We start from the raw sequence: 16,611 nt of genomic DNA on the forward strand, positions 1-16,611 counted from the left end.
TCGCCGCTACATCTGCTTCGTAATGGAACACACTTCGCACCAGACTTTCTTCAGAATCTCATGGTCAAGCAGTTGCAGGCTGGCACCGCCTTTATCATTGGGCGTGAAAAAATTGCAAAACCTCTCCTTGTTGAGCGTACTTGCGTTGAGGAGGGCCTTTGAAAAATTTTCGGAACTGTACTTCGCAGGGTGATAAAAGCCGAGATTAACGTAGTAAAACAGGATATCCTCGCTAACGTCGATCTTATCTATACGTGAGCTTATGATTTCCTCGGCCCATTCGTGATGGGAATAATAAGCGAAATATTTAGCCAGGGAGTATATATCCTCATCGGTTAAAGACATTTGCGAGTAAGCGTTTTTGATAAACAGAATCGCCTTGTCTTTTTCATCGTACTTGAAATTTGCCATTAAGCCGGGGCAAACAAGAATGTTGTAATTGATGAGCAGGCGTTTAACAAGTCCGTCATCCATTTGCTGGCCGGGTAACTGATTGATATTTTTTAGTAATCCGGAAACATTTGCCGTGTCTCCTGCACGCCATTGCAAAATGGTTAGTGCGCAAAGATTATAGTTGATCCTCCCATCACCCGGATATTTTTGCTTCAACTCCTTAAAAACTTCCAGTGCTTCGTATTCGGCCGTTAGCTTAAACAAATATTTGTACACTTCTCGGTCATTGATGAGCATCAGGTTTGACGCCTCCATTGGCACTTCGAGCTCAGAAAGATAGCTTTCCGGCAATCTTTTGTCAGCGATCCGTTCCAATATTTCCTTTTGTATGGATCTTGCTTTCTGTATGTTCTTTCCCGCAACTGCCGTTTTAAACTCTTGGGCAATATTTTGGTTACTAACCGTTTCGGAACCAGTTTTTGTATCCATATAAATGGTGACGATCGCTTTTCTTTCCTTCGAAAGAATGGGTTCCAATTTCGCTGCCAGTTGTTTGTCCATAAGCTTCGCCTTCACCTCATTTTTCGCCAAATGTGAAAGATCCGCGAAAGGACTGTTTTGTATATCCTGCAAAAATTCTATCCAGTTTTCAGCAGCGTTTATTTTCATCCGCTCCACAGAATTATCGATTTGCTGCAGCGCTTTCACCATGGCAGCGGCACGATTTGTCATTAGCACTTTATTCGTGGCTTCCGTTCCTTCAACCGACGCGTAAGCTCTTATATCTATTTTCCTGATCACATAATTTTTAAGCGTCAGTGAGTCGTACAGCGGTTGAATATCTGCTTTATTGTAGGTCGTTTTTCCTTTTACAAAAGGCACGATCACCTGCACCTTCCTGGTATAATTAAAAATGGCAGACGTCGACGTATCTGTGCTGGTGTAAGATTGCAGCAAGGTATCGGTATATAAACCCATTGGCAAAATATCCCAAACCGAGCGATCGATATTAACGAAATTGGTATAGTAGCAAATGTTTTTGCCACTTAGAATAACGAGGTTTGCCTCCAGCTCTTTTCCTTTCATCGATGCCGGCAATTTGCCAATTTTGAGCGTGAAATAATCTTTGGCAATTACTGTAAGATTGGCGTTGAAATTCTGTCTGTATAGTGGTTGTATCACGTACCCTTTAGGTATCTGCCTACCGGCACTTGATTTATTACAATCATAGTTATCCTTGGAAATAATGTCTGCAGTAATGCCATCGGCAAGTGCGAAAATTTTGTCAAACCATTCTTTGTTCGACATCGAAAATATAACGTCTCCTTCCGGACTTATATCTATACCAAATAACACTTCTTTTGGTCGCGATTCAATTAATTGGTTAACCTGTCTGAAAAAGCCTCCTTCCTTTCGTGCATCATTCAGGTTATAACTGTTCTGCGCAAAATTGTTTAAACAAAAAAATAGTAGAATGAGCGCCAGCAATAGCGGTTGAGGGGATTTGAGATTCATAACGGTTCCTTAGGTGAGGTGTTTTAGAAGGACATAGTTATTTAAAAAAGCTGACAGTATCAATGCGAAAATTCCTGGGTTTCATTTTTTAACATTATAAAAATAATGCGATACGAAGTCCAGTCTTCAGACACCAAAACATGACGCCGCATTTACAAGTTTGACTAAATATTTCGCATCTTTGCGGCCATTTTGGATTTACAGGTAAGGAATGAATATTGCTATTGTTATATAAAACCTAAAAAACTTTATATGAAAACAGCAGGAATCGTTCTGATAATTATTGGCTTGCTCATGGTTGTTATACCAGGTATCAGCTTCACCAGAGAGAAAAAAGTGTTGGATGTTGGCCCGCTTGAAGTAAATAAAAAGGAAAAGAAAACGCTTTCCTGGCCTACATATGTTGGCGGCATTGCGGCAATCGCAGGTATAGTGATGGTGGTGGCAGGGAAAAAACAAAACTGATGCTTTAGATTTGCAACCGAATTTAGATGCATGTCATCTAAATCATCTGTTTAATCCGGATCAATATCAATTATCACAAATAAGATAAATATGAAAAAACCAATCGTTGCCCTTGCGCTTTTTGCTTCTGCTCTAACTTTTAGTTGTAAAAGCACAAAAACAAACGGCGTTTCTGAAGGAGCTTCCAAGAAATCAATTTACGGAACGTGGACGCTTAATTCTATTACCCTTGATGGCATTCCCAATGACAAATTTGATGTGAAAGTTTTGGGTGGTATTCCACGCCAATGTATGATCAGCAGCACGTGGCTGTTCCCGTCAAATGGATACGGCAACTACACCATTACTCAATCCGGAGGCAATTGCCAGGCGGGTGCGCACAATATTCTCTGGTCAAGACTAACAGAAAACAACGTCAACTATTTGCAGTTTAAAGAACTGGAGGAAGGTGTAAAAGATAAAAAAATTACGACAGGTTACAGACTGGAACAAGTATCGCAAGACGCATCGAGCATGGTGTTGCGTTCCCCGCTTGACATCGCCGGAAAACATACTTACCTGATGTATTCGTTTACGAAGAACCAGTAGGAATTAATTGAAAATTGAAAGTTGAAAATGAAGGAACGCAGATTTTTAAGATCGTGATGATTCATTATGATTTTTAATCTTATCATAATAAATCGTGACAATCATGAAGATCTGTGTTCCATCTCTCATTTTCAACTTTCAATTTTCAATTTCCCAGGATTTCTTTCTTCCTCTTCGCTACTTCTTTCAATAATAGCGGAAAGGCTGGCTCGGCCATGCCGCCGTGATCGAAGCCTTGCAACTCGTATAACGTTGTTCTTTTATGACCGGCGAGTTTCATCATTCGGTTTAAGTAAGCATTTTCTTCATAGCGACCGTAAAGTTCCATTTCTCTGTCACCTGTTATCAGCAACATTGGCGGCGCATCTGCGCGAACAAAATACAAAGGCGCATACTCATCAATGATAGGCTGAGTTTCCTTAATACCCCTTTCTGCACGAATGGTGTAATGTGTTATGGCCTGTCCGCTGAACGGAACCAACTCCGCTATTTTGTCTGCATCGATATTGTACTTGCTTAAATATTTTTTATTGAGGGTGATCATTTCTCCCAGGTAACCGCCAGCAGAATGTCCCGAAACAAAGATCAGATCAGTGTTTCCGCCATATTCAGCAATGTGTTGAAATGCCCACGCGACAGCAGCTGCTGCATCTTCAATATAAGCAGGCGCTTTTACTTTGGGTGAAAGTCTGTAACCAACGCCAATCACCGCGTAACCTTTTTGCATTAATGCATACGGAATTTCTTTTTTACCGCCTGTTATTCCGCCGCCATGAAACCAGACGATGGTTGCAAAGTTTTTTACACCTTTCGGGTAGTAAATGTCGATGGTGCATTGGGAGTTGATGTAGCTGTCTTTTTTGTTGATGGAATCTGCGTAGTAGTGAACATTTTTAATGGTATCATATTGTTGCTGGGCACTTGCACTAATAACGCATAAAAGCGTAAGGAAGAAAAATATTCTTTTCATGATGGTGCTGAAAAAATTTGAAAATATGAAAATGTGGTAATTTGAAAATGCTAAAGGTCAAATATCCATTATTTAATGCCTGCTCCAAATTCTTACATTAAATAATTTGAATAGCGAGAAAGACCCCTATCACAAGAAATGGTCAATTCTCAGAATTTTCAAATTAAACATATTTTCAAATTAACACATTGTTTAGATACATTCGTACAAAATCTATTTCATGGCACTTAAAGAACTTTTTGAAAAGGCAGCGGCAGACAGCAAGACACTTTCCGAAAAACCGGACAATGAGATGCTGCTTCAATTGTACTCATTATACAAGCAAGGTACCGAAGGCGATGTAAATACTGAGCCTCCATCAAATCCGTTTGATTTTGTAAACAAGGCAAAGCATGAAGCGTGGAGCAATCTGAAAGGAAAAAGCAAAGAAGCAGCGATGCAGGAATATGTTGACCTCGTGACTAAATTAATGGGTTAATCGGACAACTCGTTTTCCCCTGATTTGCTGACAATTGAAGGTGATCTGAATTGATTCCAGAGGATCACCGTTTCTTCTTTCCAGTTAAAGATCAACCTATAGCTGTAATGTAATATTTGCCCAAAGGGCTGTTTTGATTCTCTGTTATAAAAATAGACGCTGGTAATAAACGCGATGATATATGCCAGCATAGAGGCAAATGCGGCACCGCTAATCCCCTTCGCGGGAATTAGTATCAGATCGGCGATTATCATTGCGATTACTCCTACGAGAGTACTATAAAAATTGTACTTCATTTTGTTTTTTCCCGCAAACCAAATGCCCAATACATTCTGAAGCGACAAAAACAGAATGGCGGGAATTTTTATCAACGCAGGCCAATACATGCTATCGTAGTCATGCCCCATTAAGACTTCAAAAACAGAGGTGCCGCAAACCAGCAGCAACACAAAGCACAAAAGGAAACCAGCAGTTAAAAACACAAAGGGAAAAGACAAAACACGTCCGTAATTTTTAAAAGTTCCATCTGCAACGCGTGGCAGTAAAACAGACGAAAAAACCGTTGGCGCAATAAGCAGCAACTGCCCGAATTTAGAGGCCTGTATGTAATTTCCCAGTTCTGCCGGCGAGCAATAATGTTCCGCGAACCAATAGTCAATTCGCAGGAGCAAAAACAGTAGCAAGCTATTGCCAAATGCAATAATGGAATAACGGAAAACCCTTTTGACATAAGCTATATTGAATTTGCCTACACTCAAAATATTCCACTCATAAACAAGAAATACGATAAATAAAAAAAACGACTGGACCATCGGTAGCAAGAAGTACAACTTCATCATGGTATTCCTATCAATGAAGTGAATTTTGTCTACTGCGAAAAACAGTGCGGTTAGTAATAGCATGAAAAATGCCATAATACCATTTGGCAGACCATAATTTCCCCGGGCATAGAAAAGCGGGCAGATGAAGTTGGACAAGCAATTACCGGCAACAAAGATCAATGGAAAATACCACGGCCATTCAGGAGCAGAAAAATACCGGGAGACAGGTAAAATGTTTTGCAGTAAAAGCAGCATAAGCCCAGAAGCGACACAAAGAACAAAACCGGTAACAAGCAAGGTAAAAACACTTTTTCTTTTATTGGCTGCGTAAAAAGCAACTCCCAGCTCAATATTGACAGTACTTACGAGTAAATAGAAATTAAGCGTGTTGGTAATAAAATAAACCTTGCCGCTTTCTGAAGCACCAAAGTATCGTGAGAAGCCTACGTTAAGTAAAAAGAGCGAAAGGAAGAATAACCATCTCCAAATGAAACCTTGCAATAAACTCTTTCTTATGTTCATTATAAAGGAAGTTATGGGTTTTAAGTTTTGAGTTATAAGTTATAAGTAAGAAGTTCAATTGATCCTGTGCAAAGAATGCTAATACAGATTTTAGTTGTTTCCGTAACTTAGAACTTACTACTCATAACTCATAACTTAAAACTCACCACTTATTTCAGTCCTTCAATAATTTTCACAAATTCATCAGCTTGCAAAGAAGCGCCGCCTACAAGGCCGCCATCAACATCTTCATTTGCAAAGATTTCTTTTGCGTTAGCAGCTTTTACGCTACCACCGTACAATACAGGGATTTTTGCCGCTACTTCTTTACCGTATTTGCCGGCAAGCACTGAACGCAAATAAGCCTGAATTTCCTGCGCCTGATCAGCCGTTGCAGTTTTACCGGTACCGATCGCCCAGATTGGTTCGTAAGCAATCACGATGCCTGAAATTTGCTCGGGAGTTAAGTGGAAAAGAGACTCAACCAGTTGTTGCTCTACATAGCTGTTTTGTTCGTTTGCCTCACGCACAGCCAAAGGCTCGCCGCAGCAGAAAATTGGAACGATGCCATTCTCAAGCAACAGATTTAGTTTGTCAGCAAGCTGCTGGTTTGTTTCGTTAAAATATTCACGACGCTCGCTGTGACCGATGACTACATATTTTACGCCGATAGATTTCAACATTTCAGCAGAAACTTCTCCGGTAAAGGCGCCTGATTTTTTATAATAGCAATTTTGCGCGGCAACAAAGTAACCGGCTTTCTTTTCTACTATTTCTTTTGCAGCGGTAAGGTATGGAAATGGAACAGCGATGATAACGGCCTGGTTTTGTTTTGGAGTAACATTGGCACCCAAAATACCATTCAGTAATTGTTGGCCCTGTTCCCAGGTTAAATTCATTTTCCAGTTAGCAGCTGCAATTTGTTGTCTCATAAAAATGGAATTATTGATTTTCGTATAAATATTTCAAAATGCTTTTTTCCTCCGCCGTCAATGTCTGATGTTTCAGTTGCTTCCAGTTTTCTATATGCTGCAAAGCGGCGTCAAAGTTATAGGTTTTTATGCCTTCCGATCCCCATGAAAAAGATGGAACATATTTGGGCGTCAATCCGCTGCCAAAAATATTCGCGGATACGCCTACGACAGTGCCCGTATTGAACGAAGTATTGATGGCGCAACGCGAATAATCACCCATCAGTACACCACATTTTATGCCCGCCGTTTCGTAACTGTTTTTTTCAAGATCGCTGTAGACCTTTACCGCACCGGCATTGTTTTTAACGTTGGAATTAGAAGTTCCCGCTCCCATGTTGCACCACTCACCTATCACTGAATCGCCGAGATAACCATCATGCCCCTTGTTTGAGTAGCCAAAGAAAACGCTGTTCTTGATCTCACCTCCACCAACGCTATATGGACCAAGCGTCGTGGCGCCATATACTTTTGTCCCCAGCTTTAAAACAGCTCCTTCGCACATCGCCAGTGGCCCGCGAATGACAGAGCCTTCCATGATCTCAGCATTTTTACCAATATAGATCGGTCCGGTGGATGCATTCAAAATGCAATGCTCCACATTTGCGCCCTGCTCGATAAATATGTTTTCCGGAGCGGTTGTTTTATTAGTAGAGGAAATAGGTTCAGATGTTCTACCGTTGGTAAGCAAATGAAAATCCTCGCGAACGGCCCAGTCATTCAGCTGAAAAATATGCCACGACTGAGCGATGGTTTTCGCATCTTCTTCGAGCAAAGTGGTTTTGCTCACTTTAATATCGTTGGCGCTGGCATCTCTGTTAGAGAATTTTAATGCAACAGGTCCGTTTACAGCACACAGCAATAACTCTCCTGCATCAAGTTTTTTTATCTGCGAAATAATCGCAGCCGAAGGCAACACATTGCTGTGGATCAATAGATAGTCGCCCGGAGACAATTCGTTTGTTTTAACGGAAAGACCATTGTCCTTATAATTATCCAGCCATTTATTAAAGGATGGAAGCCCGAGATAAGCTTCCCATTTCTGGCGAATGGTGAGAATTCCCACACGAATGTCTTGCACATGCCGGGTTAGTGTAAATGGAAACAATTTTTGTGGTTGGCAAAACTCTTCTGTGAAAATTATTTTCTCCATTGGGTTGCTTAAGTAGTTTCAAAAATAGGCGAAAAGAATAAGTGAATCATTGATTTATTGAAGAATCAATAACTGAATAACTGATTAACTGAATAACTGAACTTTCAATGCTGATTTTCCTCAATAATTCAATTATTCAATAGTTCACCACTTCAGTTATTCAGTTAATCAGTTATTCAGTTATTCAGTTATTCCTTGCTTTAGGGGTTTTTCTCCTAAAAACAGGCCCTTTGTACCATTATTTTTGATTCAAAGAATGAGCCTTTTTTTTAGATAATAACACTATTTGTAAATATGTAAATTATTGATTATTAATAATAAATTTTGTTTATGTAAAAATAATGACCAAAATCATGTAGACGATTTTTTCAAAAGATCAATAGTTGTATATTTGATTTTCAACCACAGTTTATAGGTTTTCCTTTTGTTTGTGGTTTTACTACTAACTATCCATCAATTCTCCCATTTAAATTCGGCATTTTAGAGCTTGCTTGTATTTTTTTAACTATTATAAAACGTTGAAAAACTAGTGCGTATGTATTCGTATTCGTTATTAGAACCAGGGTGTTATTACATTATTCAGGAGAAAGAATTGGAGGCATTAAAACTCATCAAAATAAATCTTGAGTCTGACCATTGCCATTTCATTTCACGTTATGATGAAACGGAAGTGATGGAATGGAAGAAAAAAGATGCACCTATTTTTGACATTATCGAGTTGTTGAGTGATGATAAAGTGAAGGCCTGGGAAAAGACTTATTTTAACCAGGATGCTTTTAATTACGAGGAAGATGAGGATTAGGAAATTAATAATTAATAATTAAGAATTAATAGGGGTAACATACTTTTCTAGTTGCGGCTTGGTGAGTGTTTGATTAAAGGCGGCGTTACATCTTGTTAGAATGACAGCATTGTTAATTATTAATTATTAATTGTTAATTATTTCCGCGTATAAAAAATGATCATAACTTTATTGAAAACATTTTATGGCAACATACGCTGATCTTACGCTTGACACCTACTACCTTATCAAGGATTCACAGGCAGATGAAATAGAGCTGGTATGCGCTATTTTTGAAACAGAAAAATGTGTGCTTCTAAGAAGCTTTACGCCTGAACCGGAAGATTTCTGGAAAATGAAATCAGATGTAATTGCTGAAATCATAGAAGAAGTGGATGATGAGAAAATCAGTGAGTTTGAAAGTATTTATGATGATGATCTGGAAGCAGAATTTGACGACGACATTTACTCCGAAGAATAAGTAATACAACATTTGAAGTCCCGCCGATCGGCGGGATTTTTTTTACCACAGAGTCAAGGAGTTTTTTTACACAGAGAAAAAGAGGGGCTTTAAAGTATGTAGCGGCCGCGTAATGATAAAGCGATTTTAACCCGCGACCGTTTGCAAAAGTGTGCTCATTCTGGCCTCTAAACAACTTTCCTTTCCTCTGTGTAAAAAACTCCCTCACTCTGTGGTAAAATTTATAAAGCGTAGCTTTGCCGCTTAATACCAACGTTTGGCAAACTACACAATTCATACTTCCCTATCCTTTATTGCGGCAGAAGCGGCGGCGAAAGAATCTGAAAATGACGCATTCACTTCATTCCTTAAAAATGCAGAGGATGGCAAGCAGATCGACACGATCGTTCATGAATTGAATGATGAAATAAGTCCGGCGATAGACTGCACGACTTGCGGTAATTGTTGTAAATCTTTAATGATAAATGTAACAGAAACAGAATTGCAAAATCTTTCTGCAGCACTCCAGCAGCCAGCAGATTCAATTAAAGAGAAATATCTTGAACAGGGATTAGGCAACGAATATGTGATCAACACGATCCCTTGTCATTTCCTTAGCGATAATAAATGCACTATTTACGAGCATCGATTCCAGGGATGCAGGGACTTCCCTCACCTTCACCAGGACAACTTTACAAGAAGATTATTTTCCATGTTCATGCACTATGGCACTTGTCCGATTATTTACAATGTGATGGAGCAGTTGAAGAAGAGAACAGGATTTAGTAATGACTGAATAACTGAAAAGAGTCTGCACCGTCATTGCGAGACCCTGCCGAGAACGAATAACAGGATTACGCAAGAGAAATTGAAAGTCAACAAACGGGGCGAAGCAATCTCCTGTTGCACCATTTGAGATTGCTTCGCCCCGCACCTTGAAGAAGTACCATTGCTTATAAATGCAAGCTGAGCATTTCGCCGGGGCTCGCAATGACGACGCGAGCTTCCGTCAATGATTCAATAATTCAATTATTTCAATGCGATCGATATACCACCACTCAAACCAAACTGATAGATGGTTGAATAGGTTGATACGCCTGCTCCCACACCTGTACCAAAGTAGATGCCCCCACCTGCGGCTTGCACAGCAGAAAGCAATTGCGCCTGGAAGAGAAATCCTATTTTAGATTCTTTGTTTGGTTTTGCCTTCAGACCAACCCGTAGTCCCCAGGCAAATTTTGAATAAGAACCATCACCATCTTCATTATTTCCAAAAGCTGCACCAAGGCTTACACCATACCAGGCCATCAGCGTCTCACTTTTGATATAAGAATATCTCTTACCCCCAAGTAATATATAGTTAATGCCCGCATTGAATGTTTTTTGTGGTGGATGAGCATAATTCTCAGCATCGATGTGAGTGTCTTGTCTTACATAATACAACTCAAGGCCATACATTTTCTTTAAGCCAAATTCAAACCCTGCCTGCCACTGGAAGCCCCCGTTTACATGTCCATAATATTGATCGGTAGAAACATTATCACCAAATACATAACCACCAAGCACATTCAAGGATATTTTAGGTACGGCTGCCGGGGGCGTATGACGTGGCTCCGGTGCCGGTGCATAATATTGCACAGGAGCCGGAGTTTGAGTAGGCGGCGGAGGCTGCGTGGGCTGTGTAGGCGGAGGAGTCTGCGCATGAGCAAAACTTAATGAACAAGCGAGGAGTAAGGTTGCTATCTGTTTCATAAAGATGATTTTGATAATAAATGCTGATTTATAGTCCTTAACAGCCGGGAGTTTAAAATGTTGAAAATGATTAGAATTTCTTAAACTCATTTTACCGTTAAATCCACCTTTCATTCGTGAACAATTGTTTAAGTATATGGTTATAAGGTAAGTACCAGCAATGGTAATGAGAGATATTCACTAACCAAATACCTATTGAGTTCCTTCATACCCATCCGCCACCCTCATTTTTGACATTAAAACACTAATTAAGTATGCGAATCAAAAAAGCTTATCCCAAGGCTATTGCAGCCGTACTAATTCTCGCTTCGAGTCTTACCTTATGGAGTTGTTATCCGTCAGCACCTGATTACATCGAAGACTACGATCTGGTGTACACACAACCAGACAATTCCTACGATTTTTCTAAAGTGACAACCTATATGTTGCCTGATTCTGTTGAGCATATTGTTAATCCGGGTGACAAACCTGACCACACTTATGACAAGACTATTCTTGCAGAGTTAAAGAAACAACTCGATGCGTTGGGATGGACACGAGTTACCAGTACAGCAGGTGACGTGGTGGTGCTCCCTTCTGTAACACATCAAAAACAAGGCGTGTGCCAGGCTTATTGCTGGTGGTGCTATTGGGGCTGGTGGCCTGGCTGGGGATATTATCCTCCTGCGTGGGGTGGAGGTTGGGGTTGGTGGTACCCTTCAGATGTAGTTTGTGCTACATACAATACAGGAACACTAGTCGTAAATATGACAAATCCAAAACAACCCAAACCAAACCAGCTACCTGTTGTTTGGTTAGGCGTTCTCAACGGATTGCTTGAAGGAGGCACCGCCAATATCAATTCAAGAATCCAGACAAACATTGCTCAAATGTTTAAACAGTCACCTTATTTAAACAATTAAACACGACATCATGAAATACCTTTTAACCATTATAGCGGCACTAGCTTTTTATACGGCAGTAAACGCACAGCAAGTAGCAGAGTTCAGCTACCAGGTATCGTTTCCCACAGGCAGCTTTAAAGATTTCGTGAGTAAAACAGGTTGGGTAGGATTTTCCGGAGCCTATCTTCACAGACTCAAAAATCCTCAACTATCACTTGGCGGAGCATTCACATGGTTCTATTTCCAGGATAAAAAAGGACATGGAACATATCCTACAGACAAAGAAAACGCGGCTATAACAGGTAACCGAAGTAACTATACCAACATTTATCAACTGGTGGCTTTGGTGCAATACGACTTCAAGAAACCCAAAGAACATATGGTGCCTTACGCAAGAATCGGTGTTGGCGGCGCCTACCAGGATCAACGCTCTGACAATGGTCTATACATCATACAGGCAGACGGAGCGCAGTTTGCAGCCCATGCAGATCTTGGCTTGCGATTCAACAAAGACGAAAACCATGGATTTTATATAGCTGCTACCTATAACACTTTGCCCGCTGCGCAGGCCATGACCGCGACTACCTTTTTTGGATTAAAGCTTGGCATCTGCGGATGGGGACATTAGATGATTTGAAAATTTGAGAATATGCTAATTTGAAAATGCATTGTGTTCATCTCTCCAATTAATTTCATTCTTTCTTGAGGAGCAGACTGCTTTAAAACTACCAGTAAGCCGCACCTAAAGCATTTTCAAATTAGCAAATTTTCAAATTTTCAAATTCCAAGGACTTGCATGCACATGTACCGGTGTAAACCACTGGTACATTTTTGTCTATAACCATTATTAAATCTTAATTATTGTTTTATGAAAAAGTCTCTATTGATTCTTATTGCCTCAGTTTCTTCGCTCAGCATTTTTGCTCAGGATGATGTAGTGATCAAAGGTTCAGGCGCTACTCCGGTTTCGGAGCAAATGGCACCTAAAAAAGTTGTGGACAGCCTGCACAAAAGATTCCCTGATGCAAAGTCTGTTCAATATTTCAAAGCAAATCCCAACAATGTAAAAAAATGGAACATTACGCATGACGACAATTTGCAGACCGGTGAAACTATTGACCACTACACTATCAGTTTCAAACGGGATGATATGCAATACTACGGGCTGTATGATGCCAATGGACATTTACTGATATCTAGACTTGAACAAAAAGACGCTGAACTTCCCGAAGCCGTAAAAGCTTCTCTAAAAAAAGCCGGTGAAGGGAAAGGATATACTTTGGTAGATAAAACTTATTACAAAACCAGCAACTACGGCAGTCACAAAGAATACTACGAAGTAACTGCCACTAACGGTACAAACAAGAAAAAAGTGATTGTTGCGCCGGACGGCACGATAGTGAAAGTTAAATAGTAATTAATAATTAATAATTAGTAATTAATATGGCCGCATTCATTCGAGATGCGGCCATATTGTATGTTAAACAAAAAGTGTGATCGCGTTTTATCCAACAGCTACACCTATTAATTGTTAATTATTAATTATTAATTATTCCACGGCCATTTCCATTCTTCTCTTAACAGCCACCTTCCTCTCCTTCCTCGCCTTGGCTATGTTGATTAATAGCACACTGGTTAAAATGATCGCAAGACCAAGAATTTGAATCCAGCTCATTGGTTCGTTGTTGAAGAATACGCCGAGCAACACTGCTACTACAGGGTTTACATAACCATAAGTGCTCACCTGCGTAGCCGAACGAACCTGCAACAACCATACATATGCGCTATAGGCGATCAATGACCCTAACACGATAAGATAACCTATCGAAAACCATGCACCTGTACTTACTGTGGCGAATGAAAAACTCTTTGTTTCACCTGATAAAAATGCAAAGGGTAAAAACGCAATGCCTGCGGCAAACATCTGCCATGCGGTGTTTACAGTGGCAGGATAACCTGAACTTTTCGCTTTAGAATACAATGAACCAGCCGCCCAACTCATTGATCCTACAATTAAGATGAGCAGTCCCAAAACCTGGGCACCTGTATTGGCAGATGACATTGATTCTGCAATGCGCTGAACAAATAATAAGATCACACCGGCAAAACCAATAAACAAACCCGTCAGTGTTTCGCGACTCTTGAAGTTCTCTGTCCAATGTGCTCTGTCTAGCAACACAAACCAAATGGGCACTGATGATACAAGTACCGCCACCAGCGAACTTGGCAATGTTTGTTCTGCCCAGATCACCGCGCCGTTTCCTATCAACAATAATAAAAGACCACTGATTGCCGCATGCTTGATGAGCATTGGGTTCCAGATCTTTTCACCTTTTATAATGCACCAGATCAGCAATATAGATCCGGCAATTAAAAATCTTAATGCTCCCATAATAAAGGGAGGAAATTCCGCTACTGCCTTTTGTATAAAGAAATAAGTTGATCCCCAGACAATGTATACAGTCGCGAAGGCAAGGATCACCATTAGTGGTGACACTTTTTTAGATTGTTCGATGTTCATAATGTTGTTACTTTTCAGGGATGATAATCTGTTGCTGCTCTTTCACTGTTTCAAGTACAATCGTTGTTTTCGTAGAGGAGACTTCAGGTATCTTTCGCAATTCATCACGCATGAGGCGCATAAGCGACGAGGAGTCAGCGGTTCTTACCTTAATTAAAAAACAATCTTCACCTGCAATGTGATGTACTTCCTGCACTTCCGGAAGCGCAGCGAGCAAAGTTGCAGCGTTGGTACTGCATGCAAACCCAACGGAGGTACGAATGAAAATAAATGCGAGCATCGTTTGCTTTACGGCCAAAGGATCAATTTGGGTTGTGTACCCTTTTATTACTTCCTTTTGCTCCAGCTTGCGAACTCTTTCCAAAACGGCAGAAGGCGCCATCTTCACTTCTTTAGCAAGATCCGCATTGGAGATCTTAGCATTCGCCTGAATAATATTCAGGATCTGCAGATCGATCTTGTCTAAAGTGATTTCCATTTCGATTAATTTTCTGTAAATCTAAAATCATTTAGAATTAAATTCAAGAAAAATTTATAAAAACGAATATAATTCTGAAAATGTAGGTTGCCAGGCACCAGTTGTCGGAGGCCGGTGGGCTTAAAGTGCTGGATTTTCTGTTAAAATTTAAAACGCTGCTTGGCTGAAATGCAGATAAGACAAGCATTTGGGAATTTTATTCTTGTGGCCGAATAAAATTCGGCGAAATTGCGCATTTCGCATTCGTAGAATTGCACAATTACGCTGCCAGCGTAGACAAGGCAATGCCTTGTCTCTACCCCACCATCCGCACCAACTTCACCGCTTCCACAGCTTCACGCACATCATGTACACGCAAAATACTCGCACCATTCATTAGGCTCACCGTGTTTAAAACTGTCGTTCCATTCAATGCGTCGTCAGCAGTTGTACCAAGCGTCCGGTATATCATGCCTTTTCTTGAAAGCCCGATCAGTAAAGGCTTTTCAAGTATTTTTAGAAGCGAAAGATTTTTCAGGATTTCGAAATTGTGCGCAAATGTTTTGGCGAAGCCCAGGCCCGGATCAACAATGATATCATTAATGCCGTGCTTTTTGCAGAGGTCAATTCTTTCTATAAAAAAGTCAAGCACTTCCCTCGTGACGTTTTCATAATGCGCAAACTCGTGCATGTTTTGCGGCGTGCCCCTCATGTGCATGCAGATGTACGGAACATTTAATTTGCCAACAGTAGCCAGCATGTCTTGATCAAGCGTACCGCCACTGACATCATTGATGATGCAGGCGCCGTTTTCTACCGTTTCTTTTGCCACTTTACTATAAAAAGTATCCACAGAAATGAAGGCTTCGGGGAAATGCTCATGAACCGTTTTTACCGGCGCCACCACCCTTTGCAATTCTTCCTCTGCCGAAATCAACTCACTTCCCGGACGAGTGCTTTGGCCGCCAATATCAAGAATGGCGGCACCTTCACGCAACATCTTTTCTGCCTGGCGCAACATTCCGTCAAGCTGTTGCTGGCGGCTACCTGTAAAAAATGAATCCGGTGTTATATTAATTATGCCCATTACCAAAGGCTTATTTATTTCTAAAATCCGGCCTTTGCAATTGAGTGTGTACATTGTATTATTTTTGGCAAAATAAGGGAAGATCGTGAAACGTCAATCGTTAAACGTGAATTCGCCGGGAAGGCATCATTCACGTTTCGCTATTCACCATTCACGATTGCTTACCAAAGATTCACTATTTATCATTACCGTTCATGGCAAATACTATTCAGCAGTACGATCAGGCAGTTAACAGTTGCAAGGAAATATTTATTAAAAAGACAAAGGACTATGGCACTTCATGGCGAGTGCTGCGCACCATTTCCATCGTTGATCAGATCTTCATCAAAGCGAAACGCATTCGCACCATCCAGGAAAACAAACAACAAAAGATAGACGATAATATCCAGTCTGAGTTCATAGGTATACTAAACTATGGCATCATTGGCCTTATTCAACTGGATAAAAAAAATGATGAAATTGACGAAATATCTGTCGATGTCGTAGAGAAATTATATGGCGAAAAAATCGAAGCGGCAAAATCGCTTATGCAAAATAAAAATCACGATTACGGCGAAGCATGGCGCGATATGAGCCAGGAAAGCTTCACCGACCTTATCCTGACCAAGCTCTTACGCATCAAACAAATCTTGCTGAACGAAGGCAAAACCCTTATCAGCGAAGGCATTGATGCGAATTATTTCGACATCATCAATTACGCAGCTTTTGCGCTGATACTGATCGGCGAAGGCAAACACGGTAAATAATTTGAAAATTTGAAAATATGAGAATTTGAAAATTGGGGTGATTGTGCATTTCTAATTCCTAACTTCTA

At 40.5% G+C, this 16,611-nt stretch carries 19 protein-coding genes; 10 read left to right on the top strand and 9 right to left on the bottom strand.

The genetic code is table 11. The features are described from left to right. Positions 1-6 precede the first annotated feature (6 nt). Positions 7-1,908 carry a hypothetical protein gene (locus tag QJ048_RS12035; RefSeq protein ID WP_282334604.1) on the bottom strand — a complete coding sequence of 634 codons (1,902 nt, stop codon included), beginning with the start codon at positions 1,906-1,908 and terminating at the stop codon, positions 7-9. Between the two features lie 252 nt (positions 1,909-2,160). Between QJ048_RS12035 and QJ048_RS12040 the strand changes: the two genes are divergently transcribed. Further along, entirely contained in the window at positions 2,161-2,373 is a 213-nt protein-coding gene (locus QJ048_RS12040) for a hypothetical protein (protein WP_282334605.1), read from the top strand. 90 nt (positions 2,374-2,463) lie between these two features. After that, on the top strand, positions 2,464-2,961 hold the full coding sequence (locus tag QJ048_RS12045; RefSeq protein WP_282334606.1) for a lipocalin family protein: 498 nt from the start codon (positions 2,464-2,466) through the stop codon (positions 2,959-2,961). A 145-nt stretch (positions 2,962-3,106) separates the two neighbouring features. Here the strand turns inward: QJ048_RS12045 and QJ048_RS12050 are convergent, their stop codons facing one another. After that, positions 3,107-3,931 carry an alpha/beta hydrolase gene (locus QJ048_RS12050; protein ID WP_282334607.1) on the bottom strand — a complete coding sequence of 275 codons (825 nt, stop codon included), beginning with the start codon at positions 3,929-3,931 and terminating at the stop codon, positions 3,107-3,109. A gap of 220 nt (positions 3,932-4,151) precedes the next feature. Between QJ048_RS12050 and QJ048_RS12055 the strand changes: the two genes are divergently transcribed. Next, on the top strand, positions 4,152-4,409 hold the full coding sequence (locus tag QJ048_RS12055) for an acyl-CoA-binding protein (RefSeq protein WP_282334608.1): 258 nt from the start codon (positions 4,152-4,154) through the stop codon (positions 4,407-4,409). Here QJ048_RS12055 and QJ048_RS12060 read toward each other — a convergent pair. The 3 genes from QJ048_RS12060 to QJ048_RS12070 all read right to left on the bottom strand — a co-directional run bounded on the left by QJ048_RS12060 (position 4,406) and on the right by QJ048_RS12070 (position 7,855). Further along, positions 4,406-5,752: a lipopolysaccharide biosynthesis protein gene (locus QJ048_RS12060; RefSeq protein ID WP_282334609.1), complete on the bottom strand. Its 1,347-nt coding sequence runs from the start codon at positions 5,750-5,752 to the stop codon at positions 4,406-4,408. The genes QJ048_RS12055 and QJ048_RS12060 overlap by 4 nt on opposite strands. Before the next feature lie 149 nt (positions 5,753-5,901). Next, on the bottom strand, positions 5,902-6,663 hold the full coding sequence (gene tpiA, locus QJ048_RS12065) for a triose-phosphate isomerase (RefSeq protein ID WP_282334610.1): 762 nt from the start codon (positions 6,661-6,663) through the stop codon (positions 5,902-5,904). Between the two features lie 10 nt (positions 6,664-6,673). After that, positions 6,674-7,855, bottom strand: coding sequence for a putative sugar nucleotidyl transferase (locus QJ048_RS12070; RefSeq protein WP_282334611.1), 1,182 nt, complete (start codon positions 7,853-7,855; stop codon positions 6,674-6,676). Positions 7,856-8,390: 535 nt separating this feature from the next. Between QJ048_RS12070 and QJ048_RS12075 the strand changes: the two genes are divergently transcribed. The 3 genes from QJ048_RS12075 to QJ048_RS12085 all read left to right on the top strand — a co-directional run bounded on the left by QJ048_RS12075 (position 8,391) and on the right by QJ048_RS12085 (position 9,892). Further along, positions 8,391-8,657, top strand: a complete 267-nt coding sequence (locus tag QJ048_RS12075) for a hypothetical protein (RefSeq protein ID WP_282334612.1) — start codon at positions 8,391-8,393, stop codon at positions 8,655-8,657. Positions 8,658-8,841: 184 nt separating this feature from the next. After that, positions 8,842-9,117, top strand: coding sequence for a hypothetical protein (locus QJ048_RS12080; RefSeq protein ID WP_282334613.1), 276 nt, complete (start codon positions 8,842-8,844; stop codon positions 9,115-9,117). Between the two features lie 256 nt (positions 9,118-9,373). Then, positions 9,374-9,892 (top strand): YkgJ family cysteine cluster protein, encoded by a 519-nt coding sequence (locus QJ048_RS12085; RefSeq protein WP_282334614.1) that lies wholly within the window; start codon positions 9,374-9,376, stop codon positions 9,890-9,892. A gap of 233 nt (positions 9,893-10,125) precedes the next feature. On the opposite strand, the gene QJ048_RS12090 is transcribed toward QJ048_RS12085, so the two are convergent. After that, complete coding sequence (locus QJ048_RS12090) at positions 10,126-10,848, bottom strand: hypothetical protein (RefSeq protein ID WP_282334615.1); 723 nt, start codon at positions 10,846-10,848, stop codon at positions 10,126-10,128. 254 nt (positions 10,849-11,102) lie between these two features. Here QJ048_RS12090 and QJ048_RS12095 point away from each other — a divergent pair, with 254 nt between their 5' ends. From QJ048_RS12095 to QJ048_RS12105, 3 genes are all read left to right on the top strand, one after another. Then, on the top strand, positions 11,103-11,750 hold the full coding sequence (locus QJ048_RS12095) for a DUF4136 domain-containing protein (RefSeq protein WP_282334616.1): 648 nt from the start codon (positions 11,103-11,105) through the stop codon (positions 11,748-11,750). Positions 11,751-11,760: 10 nt separating this feature from the next. Further along, positions 11,761-12,360 (top strand): acyloxyacyl hydrolase, encoded by a 600-nt coding sequence (locus QJ048_RS12100; RefSeq protein WP_282334617.1) that lies wholly within the window; start codon positions 11,761-11,763, stop codon positions 12,358-12,360. Positions 12,361-12,600: 240 nt separating this feature from the next. Next, positions 12,601-13,146, top strand: coding sequence for a hypothetical protein (locus tag QJ048_RS12105; protein ID WP_282334618.1), 546 nt, complete (start codon positions 12,601-12,603; stop codon positions 13,144-13,146). Positions 13,147-13,281: 135 nt separating this feature from the next. Here the strand turns inward: QJ048_RS12105 and QJ048_RS12110 are convergent, their stop codons facing one another. From QJ048_RS12110 to folP, 3 genes are all read right to left on the bottom strand, one after another. Beyond that, positions 13,282-14,253: an EamA family transporter gene (locus tag QJ048_RS12110; protein WP_282334619.1), complete on the bottom strand. Its 972-nt coding sequence runs from the start codon at positions 14,251-14,253 to the stop codon at positions 13,282-13,284. Positions 14,254-14,260: 7 nt separating this feature from the next. Continuing rightward, a complete protein-coding gene (locus tag QJ048_RS12115) occupies positions 14,261-14,731 on the bottom strand; it encodes an Lrp/AsnC family transcriptional regulator (protein WP_282334620.1) in 471 nt (156 codons plus the stop codon). Between the two features lie 295 nt (positions 14,732-15,026). Beyond that, positions 15,027-15,797 (bottom strand): dihydropteroate synthase, encoded by a 771-nt coding sequence (gene folP / locus QJ048_RS12120; protein WP_282334621.1) that lies wholly within the window; start codon positions 15,795-15,797, stop codon positions 15,027-15,029. A 194-nt stretch (positions 15,798-15,991) separates the two neighbouring features. Here folP and QJ048_RS12125 point away from each other — a divergent pair, with 194 nt between their 5' ends. Beyond that, positions 15,992-16,543, top strand: coding sequence for a DUF1599 domain-containing protein (locus tag QJ048_RS12125; protein ID WP_282334622.1), 552 nt, complete (start codon positions 15,992-15,994; stop codon positions 16,541-16,543). The last annotated feature ends 68 nt before the right edge of the window (positions 16,544-16,611 follow it).

Source organism: Pinibacter soli, assembly GCF_029961145.1.
Taxonomy (GTDB): domain Bacteria; phylum Bacteroidota; class Bacteroidia; order Chitinophagales; family Chitinophagaceae; genus Pinibacter; species Pinibacter soli.

Coding starts and splice junctions, on each gene's coding strand:
- QJ048_RS12035 (WP_282334604.1), bottom strand. CDS start 1,908: ATGAATCTCAAATCCCCTCAACCGCTATTGCTGGCGCTCATTCTACTA.
- QJ048_RS12040 (WP_282334605.1), top strand. CDS start 2,161: ATGAAAACAGCAGGAATCGTTCTGATAATTATTGGCTTGCTCATGGTT.
- QJ048_RS12045 (WP_282334606.1), top strand. CDS start 2,464: ATGAAAAAACCAATCGTTGCCCTTGCGCTTTTTGCTTCTGCTCTAACT.
- QJ048_RS12050 (WP_282334607.1), bottom strand. CDS start 3,931: ATGAAAAGAATATTTTTCTTCCTTACGCTTTTATGCGTTATTAGTGCA.
- QJ048_RS12055 (WP_282334608.1), top strand. CDS start 4,152: ATGGCACTTAAAGAACTTTTTGAAAAGGCAGCGGCAGACAGCAAGACA.
- QJ048_RS12060 (WP_282334609.1), bottom strand. CDS start 5,752: ATGAACATAAGAAAGAGTTTATTGCAAGGTTTCATTTGGAGATGGTTA.
- tpiA (WP_282334610.1), bottom strand. CDS start 6,663: ATGAGACAACAAATTGCAGCTGCTAACTGGAAAATGAATTTAACCTGG.
- QJ048_RS12070 (WP_282334611.1), bottom strand. CDS start 7,855: ATGGAGAAAATAATTTTCACAGAAGAGTTTTGCCAACCACAAAAATTG.
- QJ048_RS12075 (WP_282334612.1), top strand. CDS start 8,391: ATGTATTCGTATTCGTTATTAGAACCAGGGTGTTATTACATTATTCAG.
- QJ048_RS12080 (WP_282334613.1), top strand. CDS start 8,842: ATGGCAACATACGCTGATCTTACGCTTGACACCTACTACCTTATCAAG.
- QJ048_RS12090 (WP_282334615.1), bottom strand. CDS start 10,848: ATGAAACAGATAGCAACCTTACTCCTCGCTTGTTCATTAAGTTTTGCT.
- QJ048_RS12095 (WP_282334616.1), top strand. CDS start 11,103: ATGCGAATCAAAAAAGCTTATCCCAAGGCTATTGCAGCCGTACTAATT.
- QJ048_RS12100 (WP_282334617.1), top strand. CDS start 11,761: ATGAAATACCTTTTAACCATTATAGCGGCACTAGCTTTTTATACGGCA.
- QJ048_RS12105 (WP_282334618.1), top strand. CDS start 12,601: ATGAAAAAGTCTCTATTGATTCTTATTGCCTCAGTTTCTTCGCTCAGC.
- QJ048_RS12110 (WP_282334619.1), bottom strand. CDS start 14,253: ATGAACATCGAACAATCTAAAAAAGTGTCACCACTAATGGTGATCCTT.
- QJ048_RS12115 (WP_282334620.1), bottom strand. CDS start 14,731: ATGGAAATCACTTTAGACAAGATCGATCTGCAGATCCTGAATATTATT.
- folP (WP_282334621.1), bottom strand. CDS start 15,797: ATGGGCATAATTAATATAACACCGGATTCATTTTTTACAGGTAGCCGC.
- QJ048_RS12125 (WP_282334622.1), top strand. CDS start 15,992: ATGGCAAATACTATTCAGCAGTACGATCAGGCAGTTAACAGTTGCAAG.